The sequence below is a fragment of the Paracoccus sp. IB05 genome (genome assembly GCF_016405985.1).
Classification (GTDB): Bacteria; Pseudomonadota; Alphaproteobacteria; order Rhodobacterales; family Rhodobacteraceae; genus Pseudogemmobacter.
Genome location: NZ_JAEFCF010000014.1, coordinates 21,410 through 37,518 on the forward strand (window position 1 = coordinate 21,410; position 16,109 = coordinate 37,518).

The following is a 16,109-nucleotide window of genomic DNA, read 5'->3' on the forward strand; positions in this document are numbered from 1 at the left end:
GTCTTTCTTGAGGGGCTGGCTTTGTCGAGACGGGAATCCCCCGCCCCGGCCGCATCGGCGGAAGTCAGGCCGGACCCGTCACACCGGATCAGGCCGGACACTTGCCGCGCGGTACCAGTCGATGATCCGGCGGCGCTCGGTCTCTTCCATGAAACTCAGATTGCCTGGCGGCATCGCATGGGTGACGCCCGCCTGGAGGTAGATCCGCCGTGCCTCATGCGCGATCTGCGCTTCGCTTTCCAGCACCACCGCCTTCGGGGGCCAGAGCATTCCCTCCCAGGCGGGTTCCGCCGCGTGACACATCGAGCAGCGCCCCTGCACGATCGAGACCACATCCCCGAAGCCGGGCGCGCTCGCATAGCGCAGCGCCTCGCCTTTCAGCGCCGCATCCTGGGCCACCAGCCGCAGGGGCGCGGTCGAGAGCCAGGCGATGATCAGGAACAGAACCACCGTCACGCCCCAGGTCCAGTGCGGATTGCCGCGCCCGGCATGGCGGGCGTTGAACCAGTGGCGAATGGTGACGCCCATCAGGAAAACAAGGCTCGCGATGATCCAGTTATATTCGGTCGCGAAGGCCAGCGGGTAGTGGTTCGACAGCATCAGGAACAAAACCGGCAGCGTCAGGTAGTTGTTATGCGTGCTGCGCTGCTTGGCGATGCGGCCATATTTCGGATCGGGGCTGCGGCCCGCCTTCAGATCCGCCACCACGATCTTCTGATTGGGGATGATCACCAGGAAGACATTGGCGGACATGATCGTCGCAGTAAAGGCACCCAGATGCAAAAGCGCCGCCCGGCCAGAAAAGACCGAGGCATAGAAATACGACATCGCCACCAGAACGCCGAACAAGGCCAGCATGACAAGGCTTTGATTGGATTTCACAAAGACCCGGCAGATCGCATCATAGGCCAGCCATCCGAAGGCGAGCGATCCGACCGAGATCGCCACCGCCTGCCAGACCTGCAGCTCCATCACCCGGGGGTCGATCAGGAAAAGCTCGGCGCCCATGTAATAGACCAGCACCAGCATCAGGAAACCCGACAGCCATGTGGCGTAGCTTTCCCATTTGAACCAGATCAGGTGTTCGGGCAGGCGTTCGGGCGCGACGAGGTATTTCTGGATATGGTAAAAGCCGCCGCCATGAACCTGCCATTCCTCGCCATAGGCCCCCGGCGGAAGGTCGGGGGATTTCCTCAGCCCCAGATCCAGCGCCACGAAATAAAAGCTCGATCCGATCCAGGCGATGGCCGTGATCACATGCAGCCAGCGCGCCGCCAGTTGCATCCAGTCCCAGAGTACTGTGAAATCATACATTGCCGTCGCCTCTTCTGCCTGAATGCCAGGCTATACCGAAGCCGGCTTTCCTGTTAACCGGGATAATCTCTGGGCACTTTCAAACAGGGCCGAACAATCAAACTCTCTCCGCTTCTGCGCCAATCCGGATTTCAGGATGAGCTATGTCAACAATCTGAGGATGTTCGTCAGGGTCTATGACCTTGGCTCGATGTCAGCGGCGGCGCGGGATCAGCGCTGTTCGCCCGCCGTCGCCTCGTCCAGGATCTCCGAGCTGGAAAAGCATCTTGGCACCCGGCTCTTCAACCGCACCACGCGCTCGCTGCAACCGACCTCGAACGGGCGGCTGTTTTACGATGGCGCGCTCACGGTGCTTGAGGCGATTGCAGAGGCCGAAGCGGCCCTGATGACCGCGACGCAGAATCCGCGCGGCACCATTGTCATCTCGGCACCGCTGGGGGTCGGGCGGCGGCTGATCGCGCCACATGTGCCCGCCTTCAAGGATCTCTGGCCGCAGATCGAGCTGCGGCTGCGGCTTTCGGACCGGCCGGTGGATATCCTGGCCGAGGGGATCGACCTCGCCTTCCATCTTGGCATGCCCGAGGATTCCTCGCTGAAAATGCGGCTGATCTCAGGGGCGCCGCGGGTGCTTTGTGCCGCGCCGGATTATGTCGCGCGGCGCGGGATGCCGGCGGATGGCGCGGCGCTGATCAGAGACGGGCATGACTGCCTGATCCTGCGCTATCCGGGCGTGCGCGAATATCGCTGGACGCTGGAAACCCCTGACGGGCCGCAGCAATTCGCCGTCAGCGGCCCGTTTGAAAGTGATGATGGCGATGTGCTGACCGGCTGGGCGCTGGATGGGCGGGGCATTGTGCTCAAACCGCTGTTTGAGGTGGCGGCGCATCTGCGCGAGGGCCGGCTGGTGCCGGTGGCGGTGGCCACGCCGCCGCTCGACACCCAGCTCGCAATCCTGATGCAGCACCGGCGGCTGAAAGACCCGAAGCTGAAGCTCTTTGCCGATTACATCGTAACGCATATCCGCGAGGCAATCCGGCGCGAGACCGATGGCCCGTCGGCTGCTCTTTTGTAAACCGCTTTCCCGCAAATGCAGTCCCGCAAATGCAGAACGCGGCCCCGAAGGGCCGCGTTCCGGATTGTCGGGCCAAGGCCTCAGCTTATTGCAGCTGCTGGCCATTTGCGAAGATGCTGAAGCCTTCTTTGAACTCGATTTTCGAGGTCAGGCTGTCGGGTTCCGAACCCGGCACCATGAACATGCCCATCATCATCCGCGCGCCCATTGCATCCTGTTCCGCGATGACGCCGATGGCGATCAGGCCGTTGATCAGCTGCTCTGCCCCGGTGAGGTTCACATTCACTTCGCCCAGCGGAGCCGGGAAGCCGATGCTGTTGTCGAAGGTCAGCGCGCCGGTTGCGTTAAGGGCGGCACCGGCCAGTTTCAGCGCGGCCTGGGTGATGTTCAGCGATTCCGGCTCCGGGATCACCGGCTCACCGCCGGTTTCATCTGCAACCGCCATCGCGATCCAGTCGACTTTCGCCTTGCCGCTGAGATCAAGCGCCAGATCGATCGGATCACGCTTCAGCGCGGAATTCGGGTCAAAGAGGCCCCAGCTTTCGTCATTCAGCGTCAGCTGACCAAGGATCAGCTTCAGGCCGTAATCGGCAGCGGTTTCCCCCGACATGACCGGCGAAAGCAGATTCATCTCGACATTGGCGATGTTGATCTTTGCCGGGGCCGGCAGGCCTTCGGAGGTCACGATGATCTCCATGCCGTCATTGCCTTTGGAGGCAAGGCTGAAGACATCCTTGTTGAACAGCACATCCGCCGTAGCCGGGCCGGCCTTCATATCCATGTCAAACGACATGAACATCGACTTCTCGCTGGATTTGCCCGTGGAGGCGCCGTTGGTGGTGTTCAGCTTGAGCTGGAGACCCTGTTGCAGCGCGGTACCGAAATCAGCCGGCGACTGGATCTCGCCAAGGGTGATCGTGGTCGGCAGGGTGAATTCAGCGGTCAGCGCCAGATCGACGGATTCGCTGCTCGAGATGCTTTTCGTCTCGATCGATGGCTGGTCCGAATTGACCGAATAGATCAGCTTCGCCGTCTCAAGCGCCACCGAGAACACGCGGTTGGTGCCCGGGATATCGCTGTAGCTGCCCTTCAGCCCTTCAAAGGTGAAGTTGCCGTTATCTTTGCCCGGTGCCGGGGTTTCATCTTCGCCATAAGCAAAGCCCGGGGTGGTGAAATCATAGGCAATATCGAGCTTTTTCGCCGAATAATCATAGATGATGCCACCATTATCGCCTTCGCGGGCGATGATGGACAGACCGTCATGGGTCAGTTTGGCCGTGCCACCTTCTTCGGCGGTGCCGGTCTGGAAGCCGATCGCGTCGCCGGGGGTGATGGTGACGGTGCCGTCGCTGTTCTCGGTCAGGGTCAGCGCCGAGACGGTCAGCGGATCCGGCGCGCCTTCCGGCGCGATGCTCAGACCGTTGAGGGTCAGAGTGCCGCCCGAATTCGCTTCGGTCGCGACATTGATGGTCAGCCCGATCAGGCCGGCGCCGTCCTTCCAGGACTGCCAGACCTGATCAGCGGTCAGCGCCGCATGGGCGCTTCCACTCATCAGAACGACCATTGCGGGAACGGCAAAGCCATGCCTCAGAAACGCCATGTGATCTCTCCGGAACAATGCAATTACGCGAGTGACATGCCAAGGTTAGGGGCAGACTGCAAGTCAGCCTTTCCCGACCGGCGGAATTCTACGTAATTTGTCGGGCCCTGCAAAAATAGCATCCGGAAGGGCCGCAATCCAGGGAAAAAGGCCCGGCGGTCAGCTGCCCCGATAGGTTGAATAGGCGAAGGGGCTCAGCAGCAGTGGCACGTGATAATGCTGGTCAGCGCAGCCAATGCCAAAGCGGATCGGGATCTGGTCAAGAAACAGCCCATCGCCCTGGGCCTGGCCGCTCTGGCGCAGATAATCGCCCGCGGCAAAGACCAGCTCATATTCCCCGGCCCGCATCGCCTCCCCCGCCAGAAGCGGTGCATCGCAGCGGCCATCCGCATTGGTCACCACCCGGGCAAGCAGCGCGCGCCCGTTCCCTTCGATGCGCCACAGGCTGATCGCAAGCCCCGCTGCCGGCTGGCCCCGCGCGGTGTCCAGCACATGTGTCGTCAGCCTGCCACCCATCTGCCGCCCCTCTCCTGATCAGTGCCGCCAGCAAAGCATGGCAGCGCCGCGCAGGCGAGTCTCTTGCAACAAGACCCGTAAGACCAGGAAGGAGTTTCGCGCAAAACAGAAAAGCCTTGCCGCCCGCCACGCGCTATTCTCCTGTGTGACAGCACTGCCGGAGCCCGTATTCATGACCCGCTACCCCCGCGATTTCCGAGGCTATGGCCCCAATCCTCCCGATGCGGCCTGGCCTGGGGGGGCGAAGATCGCCATCTCGCTGGTGCTGAATTATGAAGAAGGCGGCGAGAATAACATCCTGCATGGTGATGCCGGGTCCGAAGCCTTCCTCTCGGATATCGCGGGCGCGCAGCCCTGGCCTGGCCTGCGCCACTGGAATATGGAATCGCTTTACGATTACGGCGCGCGGGCGGGCTTCTGGCGGCTCCACCGCCTGTTCACCCGGCGGGGGATTCCGGTCACGATCTACGGCGTCGCGACTGCCCTGGCGCGCAACCCCGAACAGGTGGCCGCGATGCAGGAGGCGGGCTGGGAAATCGCGAGCCACGGGCTGAAATGGGTCGAACATCGCGATATGCCCGAGGCCGATGAGGCCGCAGCGATTGCCGAGGCTTTCCGCCTGCATGAAGAGGTCACCGGGGCGCCGCCTTCGGGCTGGTATACCGGACGCTGCTCGATGAACACGGTGCGGCTGACCGCCGCGACCCGGCGCCTCGCCTGGATTTCCGACACATATGACGACGATCTGCCCTGGTGGCTGACCACCGGCGACCATGATCAGCTGGTGATCCCCTATACGCTCGAGGCAAATGACATGCGCTTTGCCACTGCGCCGGGCTATATCACCGGCGAGCAGTTCTTCACCTATCTGAAGGACAGCTTTGATGTGCTTTATGCCGAAGGCCTCGCGGGTCATGCGAAGATGTTTTCCATAGGCCTGCATAACCGGCTGATCGGACGGCCCGGAAAATTTGCCGGCCTGCAGAAATTTCTCGATTACGCGCAGGGTCATGAGGGCGTCTGGTTCCCCCGCCGCATCGATATTGCCGATCACTGGCGACGCATCCATCCACCGGTCGCGCAGGACCGCCCCTCGCAGATGTCGCGCGCGGCATTTGTCGCCCGGTTCGGCGGCATTTACGAACATTCGCCCTGGATCGCGGATCAGGCCTGGGAGCTGGAGCTTGGCCCCGCCCATGACAGTGCTGCGGGGCTGGCCTCTGTACTGGCCCGCGCCTTCCGCCGTGCATCCCCCGAGGCACGGCTTCAGGTGCTGCGCGCCCATCCCGATCTCGCCGGCAAACTGGCCGCCGCGAAACGGCTGACGGCGGAAAGCACCTCCGAACAGGCCTCGGCGGCGCTTGATGCCCTGACCGATGCCGAGCGCGAAACCTTTCAGCGCCTCAACACCGCCTATACCGCGCGTCACGGCTTTCCGTTCATCATCGCGGTCCGTGACAATACCAAAACCTCGATCCTCGCCGCGTTTGAGGCCCGCCTCGCCAATGACAGCGAGACCGAGTTCAAGGCCGCCTGCACCCAGGTGGAACGCATTGCCACCCTTCGTCTGAAAGACCTCCTGCCATGACCACACGCAGCTATTACGCTCCCGAAGGCGGCCTGCCCCCGCAGACCCGGCTGATGACCGGACGGGCCGTGTTCACCGATGCCTATGCGGTGATCCCGAAGGGCTGTTTCTCCGACATCCTCACCAGTTTCCTGCCGGGATGGGATAAAACAAAGCTCTGGCTGATCGCCCGCCCGATGTCGGGCTTTGCGGAAACCTTCAGCCAATATGTGATGGAGGTCGCGCCCGGCGGAGGCTCCGCGACCCCCGAACCCGATGCCGGCGCCGAAGGCTGGCTCTTCTTCACCGGCGGCCTCGCCACCCTGACGCTGAACGGCGAGGGTTATGAGATGGAGGCAGGCGCCTATGCCTATATCCCGCCCGGCACCTCATGGACGCTGTTTGCCGAAGGCCGCAGCCCCGCGCGGTTCCACTGGATCCGCAAACTGTGGGAGCCCGCCCCGGGCCTGACGCCCCCCGACCCCATCGTGATCAATGAGCGCGATATCGCCCCCACCCCGATGCCCGAAACCGGTGGCGTCTGGGCCACCACCCGTTTCGTCGCGCCCGACGATCTGCGCCATGATGGGCATGTCACCGTCGTCACCTTCCAGCCCGGCGGCGTGATTCCGTTTGAAGAGACCCATGTCATGGAACACGGGCTCTATGTGCTTGAGGGCAAGGCGGTCTATAAACTCAACCAGGACTGGGTCGAGGTCGAGGCGGGCGATTTCATGTGGCTGCGCGCCTATTGTCCCCAGGCCTGCTATGCCGGCGGCCCGGGTCCCTTCCGTTACCTGCTTTACAAGGACGTCAACCGCCACGCGAAACTGCGCGGCCCTGGCGCCTTCGGGCGCTGACTGCTCGCATTTTCTGTCTGAAAACACCTTCGGGGAGCAGCTGGTTTTGCCATTGGTTCAAAAAGCCAGCCGGCTGGGGGCGGAAAGCCCCCGGCGCTCACCACAAGCGTAAAGGCCGCCATGGAGATCCACCCAGACCCCCTGACACCGGACGCCTTCGCCCCCTTCGGCGACGTTCTTGAGGCAACCGGCCCCCACCGCCTGATCAATGACGGGCTCTGCCAGCGCCATCATGACCTTGCCCGTCTGGATTTCGGAGCCGGGACCGCCCCGCCCGGCCGCGCCGGCATCTCGGTTTTCAGCGCGGTCCCGCGCGCCCTGCCCTATGAATTCGACCTGATCGAGCGCCATCCTGAGGGCTCGCAGGCCTTCCTCCCGATGTCGGACCAGCCCTTCCTGGTGATTGTCGCAACGGACCCGGGCGCGGTGCCGCGCGCGTTTCTGACCAATGGCGCGCAGGGCGTGAACCTGCATCGCGGCACCTGGCACGGGGTGCTGACGCCGCTCGGCGCGCCGGGGCTGTTTGCGGTCGTGGACCGGATCGGGGAGAGCCGCAATCTCGAGGAATACCGCTATCCGCGCCCCTGGCTCGTGGTGAAAGCGGGGTTCCACCCCGCACCCCGGAGTATTTAGGTCAAGAGGAAGATCAGATCCCTGGCATCAGGAGACCCAGCCTGGTCGCAAGGGCCGTGAGGGTCGCAGTCTGATCGGGCGCCCAATCCGCATTGCGGGCCAGAAACAGGGTCGCCTGGCTTTGATGGATCAGCCCCTCCGGGAGGATTTTCAGGTGGTTGGCGCGCAGCGTCTCGCCTGAAGAGGTGATATCGGCAATCGCCTCAGCGGTGAGGTTCTTCACCGTGCCCTCGGTCGCGCCCTGGCTGTCCACCAGCGCATAATCGGCGACGCCATTGGCGGTCAGGAATTCGCGCACGAGACGGTGATATTTCGTCGCGATCCTGAGGCGAAACCCGTGTTGCGCCCGGAAGGCGCTGGCGGCGGCATCCAGATCATCCAGCGTATCGACATCGACCCAGGCCTGGGGCACCGCGATCACCAGATCGGCATGGCCAAAGCCAAGCGGCTGCCAGTCGGCCACCTGGGCGCGCCACGCCGCCAGCTTGTCGCGCACCAGATCCGATCCGGTAACGCCCAGATGGATGCGGCCCGCCGCCAGCTCGCGCGGGATCTCGCCGGCGGAAAGCATCACCAGCTCGACCCCGTCGATCCCGTCGATCCGGCCGGAATATTCCCGCTCATTCCCGGTCTTCGCCATGCTCAGCCCACGTGCACCGAACCAGTCGAAGGTTTTCTCCATCAGCCGGCCCTTGGACGGCACCCCGATCTTGAGCATCAGATTGCCCCTTTCAGCCGCGCGACCAGTTCGGGGCGGATGATCCCCCCGACAGCCGGAATCGAGCCGCCCTGGCCCAGATGCGCCGTCAGCGCGTCATAGCGCCCGCCCGAGGCCACTGCCGGCAGGCCGGGATCGGCCGCCGCCAGGGTGAAGACGAAGCCGTCATAATATTCCAGCGTGGTGCGGCCATGGCTGGCCTCGAAAGGCAGGGTTTCGACATTGACGCCGCGCGCCTTCAGCGCCTCGAGCCGCGCCGCAAAGCGCTCGATCGCCGGGGTGATCGCAGGCAGCATGGGCGCAATCCCGCGCAGATGCGCCAGCGCCGCCAGCGAGGGCGCCTGGAGCGTCAGCAGGTCATAGAGCAGCGCGGCCTCGGTCGCGGCGATGGGGGGCGTGGCCGCATCTTCGATCAGCGCGGCGGCGCGTCCGGCAATATCTTCGGGTGAGCGCAGGCCGACAAGCGGGCCTGCGGCCTCGATCAGCGCCTCTGGCGTATCGGATTTCAGGCGATCGAGCAGCGCGGCCCGGGCCGGCGAAGGTGCCGCACGCCCCGCAAAACGGTCGAGCAGTGCGCGAAACCGCTTAGGGCGCCAGATATGACGCAAGAGGGCCGCCTTGCGCCGGTCCGAGGTTGATAACCCGCGCACGGCGGCCATCAGGATGCCGATATCGCCGGTCGCAGGGCGCAGGTTCAGCGGCGCCAGCAGGTCGGAAAACAGCGCGAAGACCTCGGCATCGGCCTCGGGCGCGGCGCGATCAAAAATCTCGAAACCCACCTGGAGATATTCGCGGGCGCGGGCATCGGGGTCTTCCTGGCGGCGAAAGACCTCGCCCATATAGGCATAGCGCGCAGGCTCGGCCCCGTCGCGCATATGGGCCTCGACCACCGGCACGGTGAAATCGGGGCGCAGCATCATTTCGCCAAGGCCCGGATCGGCGGTCACATAGGCGCGGGCGCGGATATCCTCTCCGTAGAGATCAAGGAGCGGGCCGGCGGGTTGCAGGATCTCGGTCTCGACCGGCACGGCACCGGCGGCGAGAAGCCGGGTGTAAAGTTCATCGGCAACCGCGCGGATGGCGGCCCTGTCACTGGCGGAAAGCATCATTGCCCCAGCATCTTGCGCACAGTCGCGACGAGATCGCCGCGCGGGGTTTCGACCTGGGCAGGACGGTCCTTCCATTCTTCCAGCGTGGCATTCTCGGCGATTTTCGCGCCGAGGATCAGGTCTTTCAGCACCACAACACCGCGCGCCGCCTCGTCCGAACCCTGGATCACCGCCACCGGGCTTTGCCGTTTATCCGCATATTTCAGCTGGTTGCCGAAGTTCTTCGGATTGCCGAGATAGACCTCGGCGCGGATGCCGGCATTCCTGAGATCCGCGACCATCGACATGTAATCGGCCATGCGGTCACGGTCCATCACGGTCACGACGACCGGGCCGGTGGTATCCGCCGCGACACGGCCTTTCGCCTGCAGCGCCGCAAGGAGCCGGTCGACCCCGATTGACACGCCGGTCGCAGGCACCGCCTGGCCGGTGAAGCGTTTCACCAGATCATCATAACGCCCGCCGCCGGCGACCGAGCCGAACTGGCGCTTGCGGCCCTTCTCATCAAGGATTTCGAAGGTCAGTTCGGCCTCGAACACCGGGCCAGTGTAATAGCCCAGGCCGCGCACCACGCCTGGATCGAGCACGATCCGGTCAGGCCCATAGCCCTGGGCATCGAGCAGCGCCGCGATGGTTTCCAGTTCATTGACGCCCTCCGCGCCAAGCGCTGAGGCACCGACCAGCTCGCGCAGCCGCGCGACCGTCTCCGCGCCGCTGTCGCGTTTGGCGGAAACGAAACCCATCACCACCTCGGCCTGCTCAGACGACAGCCCGGCGCCTTTGGTGAAATCGCCGCTCTCGTCCTTACGGCCTTCTCCCAATAGCGCGCGCACCCCCGCATCGCCCAGCCGGTCGATCTTGTCGATAGCGCGGAGCACAATGCCGCGCTCGGCCTCGAACCGGGTGGCGTCGGACGGGTCGAGAACGCCCGCGACCTCCATCACCCCGTTCAGCACTTTGCGGTTGTTCACCTTGACCACATAATCGCCGCGCGGGATGCCGACCACTTCCAGCGCATCCGAGAGCATGGCGCAGATCTCGGCGTCGGCGGCCACCGACCCGGTGCCGACCGTATCGGCGTCGCATTGGTAGAACTGGCGGAACCGGCCCGGACCCGGTTTCTCGTTGCGCCAGACCGGCCCCATCGCATAGCGGCGATAGGGCGAGGGCAGATCATTGCGATATTGCGCCGCAACCCGCGCGAGAGGCGCGGTCAGGTCGTAGCGCAAGGCCATCCAGGCCTCGTCCTCATCCTGCCAGGCGAAAACCCCCTCATTCGGGCGGTCGACATCGGGGAGGAATTTGCCAAGCGCCTCGACGGTTTCCACCGCCGACGTCTCCAGCGCCTCGAACCCGTAGCGATGATAGACCCCGGCAATGGCGTCGAGCATCGCCTTGCGTTCGGTGACCTCGGCCCCGAAATAATCACGAAATCCCTTGGGGGTCTCGGCCCGGGGGCGGCGGATCTTGCCTTCAGCCATGGGTCTTGCCTTCGGATAGAGGAGCCTTTGCGGGCGATTGCAGCCCGGCGACAGTTGCTGCATCCTCTAGCGGATGGGGCAAGACGCGACAAGCGGGGGATGGTATGGCAGTGACAGAGGCGGTGGAGGAGCGGATCGCGCATCTGATCCGGGCGGTGGATGACCTGTCGGATGTGGTGGCGCGCCAGGATCGCGAGATCACCCAGCTGAACCGCCGGGTGCATATGCTGATGGAGCGCGAGGCCGAACGCGAGCAGATGGCGGGCGAGGCCCCGGCCGCGAACCAGCCGCCGCCGCATTGGTGATGGCGGGGGAAAGCTGCGCTGACCCGGTGCAGAAGCATTGCGGGCAAAAGCGTTGCGGGCAGGAAGGTCTGCCGGGCCATTGTCATATGGGGGCACAGGCGCGCAGACATCGGCTGGCCTGAAACTCTGGCCTGAACTTTGGTCTGAATTCTAACACATTTGGGCGGAAAGCTCTCCCCGTGATCTGATCCGGTGATTGTAACCATGCTGCGCCCATTTTTCCTTTGCCTCGCCCTCCTTATCAGCGCCCTGCCCGCCCCCGGCATGGCCGATCTGCCGCGCCCGCTGGATGATCGGCACATGATGCGGATGGTGCTGGATGAGATGCATAAGCAGGCGCCGGATCTGGCGGAGCGCTATGCCGAAAACCTGAACCGACGCATAATTCCTGGAAAAATTCCCATTATCGGGTTGCAGGACCTGACAGTCAGCCTGCGCGAGGAAACGGACGGAGCCATGCGCGAACAGCTGGCACAGGCCTTCGCGTCAGAGTTGCTGCAGCAATACGAGGAGAACACCGCCCGCAGCAGGGCCCGTCCTGCGCCCACGCCACCACAGCCCGGGCTGATCGTGCCCCGGATCATGCTGAAGGGTGACCTTGATGCCTGGGACGCAAAGCCCTGGAAGAGGAAGAATGGCGTCAGCACAGCCCTCACGGAACAGTTTCAGGTGCACTGGGGGATGTGGCAGCGCATTTCGGACAAGGGATACAATTATCATTTTACGCCTGAATGTCTGAAAAGGCGCGTCGGACATTCGACCTGCAATCGCAGGGAAACCGTCAATGCAGGGCTGGCCAATCTTACGGCGATGACAGCCGGCCTGTCTGCACAGATCCTGGAAGGGGGGCGTATCTACATGGTTATGGGCGACGACGCCTGGAGCCTCATGCTGCAAAACGCGTTCTGGGAGTCGAACGCAGCCCCTGGTTCGCGGATCGTCGCCGCAATGCCTCGCACAGATCTGATCTTATGGGTCACGGATCCTGACGGGAATGATCTTGCCGATCTGCGGCAACTCACGGGGTGGGCCATGAGCTACGCAAAGGACGCCGATGCAGTCCAGGCCAGATACAAGGCCGATCTCTGGGCGCGGCATGCCGCGTCACCCGACAGATTTCCCCCCCGACTGATCATCATCCAGAATCTCTCAGCCGATCTCATGACCCGCATCGGGCCACAGCTCTGGGACAATGCGGGCTGGGCGGTGCTGGCAGAATAGGTCTCAGACCTCTTCGACCATCACCACGCCCTGCATCGCCTTGATCGCGCCCCGTATCTGCGGGCTGACCGGGTAAGGGTCGGGCAGCAGGAGGTCGATCTCGCGCCCGTCTTCATCCGGCACACAAAGCGTGATGCGACCGCGCATCCTTCCCTCGGATTTCCCCAGCAGGAGCGCGATGGAATTCACCGCCTCTGGCCGGTCAATATGGATGCGGATGTCAGCCGCCTCGGCCTTGGCCGCCACGCGGTCGATGGGTTCGACGCCATTGGCCAGAAGCTTGACCCCCTCGCCTTCCGGGTCGACCTTGACCGTCAGCACCACATTGCAGCCGGGTTCCAGAAACTCGCGGCAGGCCTCCAGCACATCCGAGAAACAAGTGACCTCGTAAAGCCCGGTCGGATCGGAAAGCGAGACAAAGGCAAAGCGGTTGCCCTTGGCCGATTTGCGCTCCTGGCGGGCCGAAACCGAGCCCGCGATCCTCGCAATCATCGGGCCCTTGGCCAGCGCCTCGCGGGTGATCTCGGTCAGGGTTTTCACCTTCTGGCGTTTCAGCGCCGGCATGTAATCATCAAGCGGATGGCCGGAAAGGTAGAAGCCCACCGCCTGATGTTCATGGCCCAGCCGTTCCACCGGCAGCCAGTCATCGCGGAAGGGGATGCGCGGCTCGGGGATATCCGAGCCCGAAGACCCAAACAGCGAGACCTGGGCGGAAGCCGCCGCCTCATGCACCGCCGCCGAATAGGCGACCAGCCCATCGAGCGCCTCGAACATCCGGGCGCGGTTGGGGTCCAGCTGGTCAAAGGCGCCGGCGCGGGCCAGCATCTCCATCGGGCGCTTGCCGATCTTTTTCAGATCCACCCGGCGCGCGAAATCGAAGATCGTGGCGAAAGGCCTGTCGCCACGCGCCTCGACGATCGACCGCATCGCCTCGACACCGACATTCTTCAGCGCGCCAAGGCCGTAGACCAGTTGCTGATCCCTGACGGAAAACACCGCGAGCGAGCGGTTGACGCAGGGCGGCACGACCCTGACCTCCATCCGGTCCAGCTCGCGTTTGTAAACGGCGAGCTTGTCGGTCAGATGGATATCGCAATTCATCACGCCGGACATGAATTCGACCGGATGGTTCGCCTTCATCCAGCCGGTCTGGTAGCTGACCACCGCATAGGCCGCCGCGTGGGATTTGTTGAACCCGTAATTCGCGAATTTCTCCAGCAGGTCAAAGACCTCGCCGGATTTTTTGGTGTCGATCTGGTGGGTGGCGGTACAGCCCTCGATGAATTTGGGCCGCTCTTTCGCCATTTCCTCGGCGATCTTTTTCCCCATCGCGCGGCGCAACAGATCGGCGCCACCCAGCGAGTAGCCCGCCATGACCTGGGCGATCTGCATCACCTGTTCCTGGTAGACGATGATGCCTTGGGTTTCCTTCAGGATATGATCGATGGTCGGGTGAATGGATTCCAGCGCGCGGGTGCCGTTCTTCACCTCGCAATAGGTCGGGATGTTTTCCATCGGGCCGGGGCGATACAGCGCCACCAGTGCCACGATATCCTCGATACAGGTCGGTTTCATACGCCGGAGCGCATCCATCATGCCTGAGCTTTCCACCTGGAAGACGGCAACCGTGCGCGCGGCGGAATAAAGATCGTAGGTCGGTTTGTCATCCAGCGGGATATGCCCGATGTCGTTTTCCGCGCCCTTTGGCGGCTCGTAAAGCTGCGTGCCATCCGGGCCGATATGCAAAGGCCGCCCGGCCTCGAGCACCTGGCGGATCGCATCCTTGATCACCGTCAGCGTCTTCAGCCCGAGGAAGTCGAATTTCACCAGCCCCGCCGCCTCGACCCATTTCATATTGAACTGGGTGGCGGGCGTGTCGGAACGCGGATCCTGGTAGAGCGGCACCAGCTCGTCCAGCGGCCGGTCGCCGATCACCACCCCGGCGGCATGGGTGCCGGCGGAGCGGTAGAGCCCCTCGACCTGTTCGGCATATTTCAGCAGCCGCGCGACAACCTCTTCTTTCGCCGCCTCGCGCAGACGCGGCTCATCCGCCAGTGCCTTGGTGATCGAGACCGGCTTGACCCCTTCGACCGGGATCATCTTCGCCAGACGGTCGACCTGGCCATAGGACATCTGCAGCACACGCCCGACATCGCGCACCGCCATTTTCGACAGCAACGCGCCGAAGGTGATGATCTGCGCCACTTTGTCATGGCCGTATTTGTCCTGCACATAACGGATCACCTCCTCGCGGCGATCCATGCAGAAGTCGATGTCGAAATCGGGCATCGAGACCCGTTCGGGATTCAAAAACCGCTCGAACAGCAGCGCATAGCGCAGGGGGTCAAGGTCGGTGATCAGCAGCACATAGGCGACAAGGCTGCCCGCCCCCGAACCCCGCCCCGGCCCGACCGGAATGTCTTTATCCTTCGCCCATTTGATGAAATCGGACACGATCAGGAAATAGCCGGGGAACCCCATCCGCTCGATGATCGACAGCTCGAATTTCAGCCGTTCCTCATAGTCCTCGCGCGGTGCTGCCAGCGGAATAACAGCGAGCCGCTTCTCAAGCCCGTCCCAGGCCTGGCGACGCAGTTCCTCGACCTCATCTTCCGCGAAAACCGGCAGGATAGGTTTGCGCTTATAGGCCATGAAGGCACAGCGGCGCGCGATCTCGACGGTGTTTTCCAGCGCCTCCGGCAAATCGGCAAACAGCGCACACATCTCGGATTCGGATTTCAGATAATGCTGCGGCGTCAGCCTGCGGCGCGGCTCCAGCTGGTCGACATAGGCGCCTTCCGCGATGCAGATCAGCGCGTCATGCGCCTCATACATGTCGGTTTTCGGGAAATAGACGTCATTTGTCGCCACCAGCGGCAGGTTCAGATCATAGGCCAGCTCGATATGGCCGCGCTCGGAAAGGGCTTCCGCCGGCGGCAGCCGCCCGCCCTCGCCCGGATGGCGCTGCATTTCGATGTAAAGCCGGTCGGGGTAGATCGCCGCCAGCTTTTCCACCAGCGCCCGCGCCTTCGGCATCTGCCCGCCCTGCAACAGCCGCCCCAAAGGCCCGTCCGGCCCGCCGCTCAGACAGATCAGCCCGGCGCTATGTGCCGCCAGCTGATCCACGGTCACCTGCACCAGCTGCCCCGCCTTGCCCAGATAGAGGCAGGAATTCAGCTTCATCAGATTCTCATATCCCGCCTCGGTCTGCGCCAGCAGCACAAGCGAGGCCGGCAAACGCGGCTTTTCGCCCGGCGCCGCCGGATCATATTCCAGCGCCACCTGGCAGCCGACGATGGGCTGGACCCCGGCATCCTTGCAATGGCTGGAAAACTCCAGCGCGCAGAACATATTGTTGGAATCGGTGACCGCGATGGCCGGCATCCCGGCGCCTGCCGCCAGTTTCACAAGCTTCTTGACCGGGATCGCGCCTTCCAGCAGCGAATGTTCAGTATGGGTGCGAAGATGGATGAATTTGGGGGCGCGTGACATGGCGCCAGTCTAACCCCGCCCTGCCGCGCAAGGAAGGGTCGAAAGACGCGCGCGACGGCCTGCACGGAAAACCGGCAGCCGCTTTCGCCTGTCGCGATAAACTCTTTCCATCATCCGATTGATAATTCCTCTTGCCAGCCCATCCGCAGCCCGGCTTGATGAAATCATAAGCAAAGGGGCGCACCGCCTGGCCCTACGCCGCATCGGGCCGGCAGGCACAG

The 16,109-nt window shown here is 63.5% G+C and carries 13 protein-coding genes; 6 read left to right on the plus strand and 7 right to left on the minus strand.

What is annotated here, in order from left to right; genetic code table 11:
* Window positions 1-78 precede the first annotated feature (78 nt).
* Complete coding sequence (locus JC607_RS11030) at window positions 79-1,314, minus strand: urate hydroxylase PuuD (protein ID WP_198836980.1); 1,236 nt, start codon at window positions 1,312-1,314, stop codon at window positions 79-81.
* A 136-nt stretch (window positions 1,315-1,450) separates the two neighbouring features.
* Between JC607_RS11030 and JC607_RS11035 the strand changes: the two genes are divergently transcribed.
* Entirely contained in the window at window positions 1,451-2,386 is a 936-nt protein-coding gene (locus tag JC607_RS11035) for a LysR family transcriptional regulator (RefSeq protein ID WP_198836981.1), read from the plus strand.
* Window positions 2,387-2,471: 85 nt separating this feature from the next.
* On the opposite strand, the gene JC607_RS11040 is transcribed toward JC607_RS11035, so the two are convergent.
* Together JC607_RS11040 and uraH are read right to left on the minus strand one after the other, a co-directional pair.
* Entirely contained in the window at window positions 2,472-3,986 is a 1,515-nt protein-coding gene (locus JC607_RS11040) for a DUF2125 domain-containing protein (protein WP_198836982.1), read from the minus strand.
* 159 nt (window positions 3,987-4,145) lie between these two features.
* A complete protein-coding gene (gene uraH, locus JC607_RS11045) occupies window positions 4,146-4,502 on the minus strand; it encodes a hydroxyisourate hydrolase (RefSeq protein ID WP_198836983.1) in 357 nt (118 codons plus the stop codon).
* A gap of 172 nt (window positions 4,503-4,674) precedes the next feature.
* Between uraH and puuE the strand changes: the two genes are divergently transcribed.
* The 3 genes from puuE (at window position 4,675) to JC607_RS11060 (ending at window position 7,562) form a co-directional block, all read left to right on the plus strand.
* Window positions 4,675-6,090, plus strand: a complete 1,416-nt coding sequence (gene puuE, locus JC607_RS11050; RefSeq protein ID WP_198836984.1) for an allantoinase PuuE — start codon at window positions 4,675-4,677, stop codon at window positions 6,088-6,090.
* Window positions 6,087-6,929, plus strand: coding sequence for a bifunctional allantoicase/(S)-ureidoglycine aminohydrolase (locus JC607_RS11055; protein WP_198836985.1), 843 nt, complete (start codon window positions 6,087-6,089; stop codon window positions 6,927-6,929). The genes puuE and JC607_RS11055 overlap by 4 nt, the downstream gene beginning before the upstream one ends.
* A 120-nt stretch (window positions 6,930-7,049) precedes the next feature.
* Complete coding sequence (locus tag JC607_RS11060) at window positions 7,050-7,562, plus strand: ureidoglycolate lyase (protein ID WP_198836986.1); 513 nt, start codon at window positions 7,050-7,052, stop codon at window positions 7,560-7,562.
* A 13-nt stretch (window positions 7,563-7,575) separates the two neighbouring features.
* Here JC607_RS11060 and hisG read toward each other — a convergent pair whose 3' ends face one another.
* The 3 genes from hisG to hisS are packed head-to-tail and all read right to left on the minus strand — an operon-like array spanning window position 7,576 to window position 10,870.
* A complete protein-coding gene (gene hisG / locus JC607_RS11065; protein ID WP_198837046.1) occupies window positions 7,576-8,283 on the minus strand; it encodes an ATP phosphoribosyltransferase in 708 nt (235 codons plus the stop codon).
* Complete coding sequence (locus tag JC607_RS11070; protein WP_233092860.1) at window positions 8,280-9,389, minus strand: ATP phosphoribosyltransferase regulatory subunit; 1,110 nt, start codon at window positions 9,387-9,389, stop codon at window positions 8,280-8,282. Before JC607_RS11070 ends, hisG begins: the two co-directional genes overlap by 4 nt.
* Window positions 9,386-10,870 carry a histidine--tRNA ligase gene (gene hisS, locus JC607_RS11075; RefSeq protein ID WP_198836987.1) on the minus strand — a complete coding sequence of 495 codons (1,485 nt, stop codon included), beginning with the start codon at window positions 10,868-10,870 and terminating at the stop codon, window positions 9,386-9,388. Before hisS ends, JC607_RS11070 begins: the two co-directional genes overlap by 4 nt.
* A gap of 104 nt (window positions 10,871-10,974) precedes the next feature.
* Here hisS and JC607_RS11080 point away from each other — a divergent pair, with 104 nt between their 5' ends.
* Window positions 10,975-11,175, plus strand: a complete 201-nt coding sequence (locus JC607_RS11080) for a SlyX family protein (protein ID WP_198836988.1) — start codon at window positions 10,975-10,977, stop codon at window positions 11,173-11,175.
* Between the two features lie 204 nt (window positions 11,176-11,379).
* Complete coding sequence (locus tag JC607_RS11085; protein ID WP_198836989.1) at window positions 11,380-12,396, plus strand: hypothetical protein; 1,017 nt, start codon at window positions 11,380-11,382, stop codon at window positions 12,394-12,396.
* A 3-nt stretch (window positions 12,397-12,399) separates the two neighbouring features.
* Here the strand turns inward: JC607_RS11085 and dnaE are convergent, their stop codons facing one another.
* Window positions 12,400-15,888 (minus strand): DNA polymerase III subunit alpha, encoded by a 3,489-nt coding sequence (dnaE, locus tag JC607_RS11090; RefSeq protein WP_198836990.1) that lies wholly within the window; start codon window positions 15,886-15,888, stop codon window positions 12,400-12,402.
* Window positions 15,889-16,109 lie beyond the last annotated feature (221 nt).

Excerpts from the sequence above, each read along its gene's own strand:
- JC607_RS11030 (WP_198836980.1), bottom strand. The coding sequence starts at position 1,314 with ATGTATGATTTCACAGTACTCTGGGACTGGATGCAACTGGCGGCGCGC.
- JC607_RS11035 (WP_198836981.1), top strand. The coding sequence starts at position 1,451 with ATGAGCTATGTCAACAATCTGAGGATGTTCGTCAGGGTCTATGACCTT.
- JC607_RS11040 (WP_198836982.1), bottom strand. The coding sequence starts at position 3,986 with ATGGCGTTTCTGAGGCATGGCTTTGCCGTTCCCGCAATGGTCGTTCTG.
- uraH (WP_198836983.1), bottom strand. The coding sequence starts at position 4,502 with ATGGGTGGCAGGCTGACGACACATGTGCTGGACACCGCGCGGGGCCAG.
- puuE (WP_198836984.1), top strand. The coding sequence starts at position 4,675 with ATGACCCGCTACCCCCGCGATTTCCGAGGCTATGGCCCCAATCCTCCC.
- JC607_RS11055 (WP_198836985.1), top strand. The coding sequence starts at position 6,087 with ATGACCACACGCAGCTATTACGCTCCCGAAGGCGGCCTGCCCCCGCAG.
- JC607_RS11060 (WP_198836986.1), top strand. The coding sequence starts at position 7,050 with ATGGAGATCCACCCAGACCCCCTGACACCGGACGCCTTCGCCCCCTTC.
- JC607_RS11070 (WP_233092860.1), bottom strand. The coding sequence starts at position 9,389 with ATGATGCTTTCCGCCAGTGACAGGGCCGCCATCCGCGCGGTTGCCGAT.
- hisS (WP_198836987.1), bottom strand. The coding sequence starts at position 10,870 with ATGGCTGAAGGCAAGATCCGCCGCCCCCGGGCCGAGACCCCCAAGGGA.
- JC607_RS11080 (WP_198836988.1), top strand. The coding sequence starts at position 10,975 with ATGGCAGTGACAGAGGCGGTGGAGGAGCGGATCGCGCATCTGATCCGG.
- JC607_RS11085 (WP_198836989.1), top strand. The coding sequence starts at position 11,380 with ATGCTGCGCCCATTTTTCCTTTGCCTCGCCCTCCTTATCAGCGCCCTG.
- dnaE (WP_198836990.1), bottom strand. The coding sequence starts at position 15,888 with ATGTCACGCGCCCCCAAATTCATCCATCTTCGCACCCATACTGAACAT.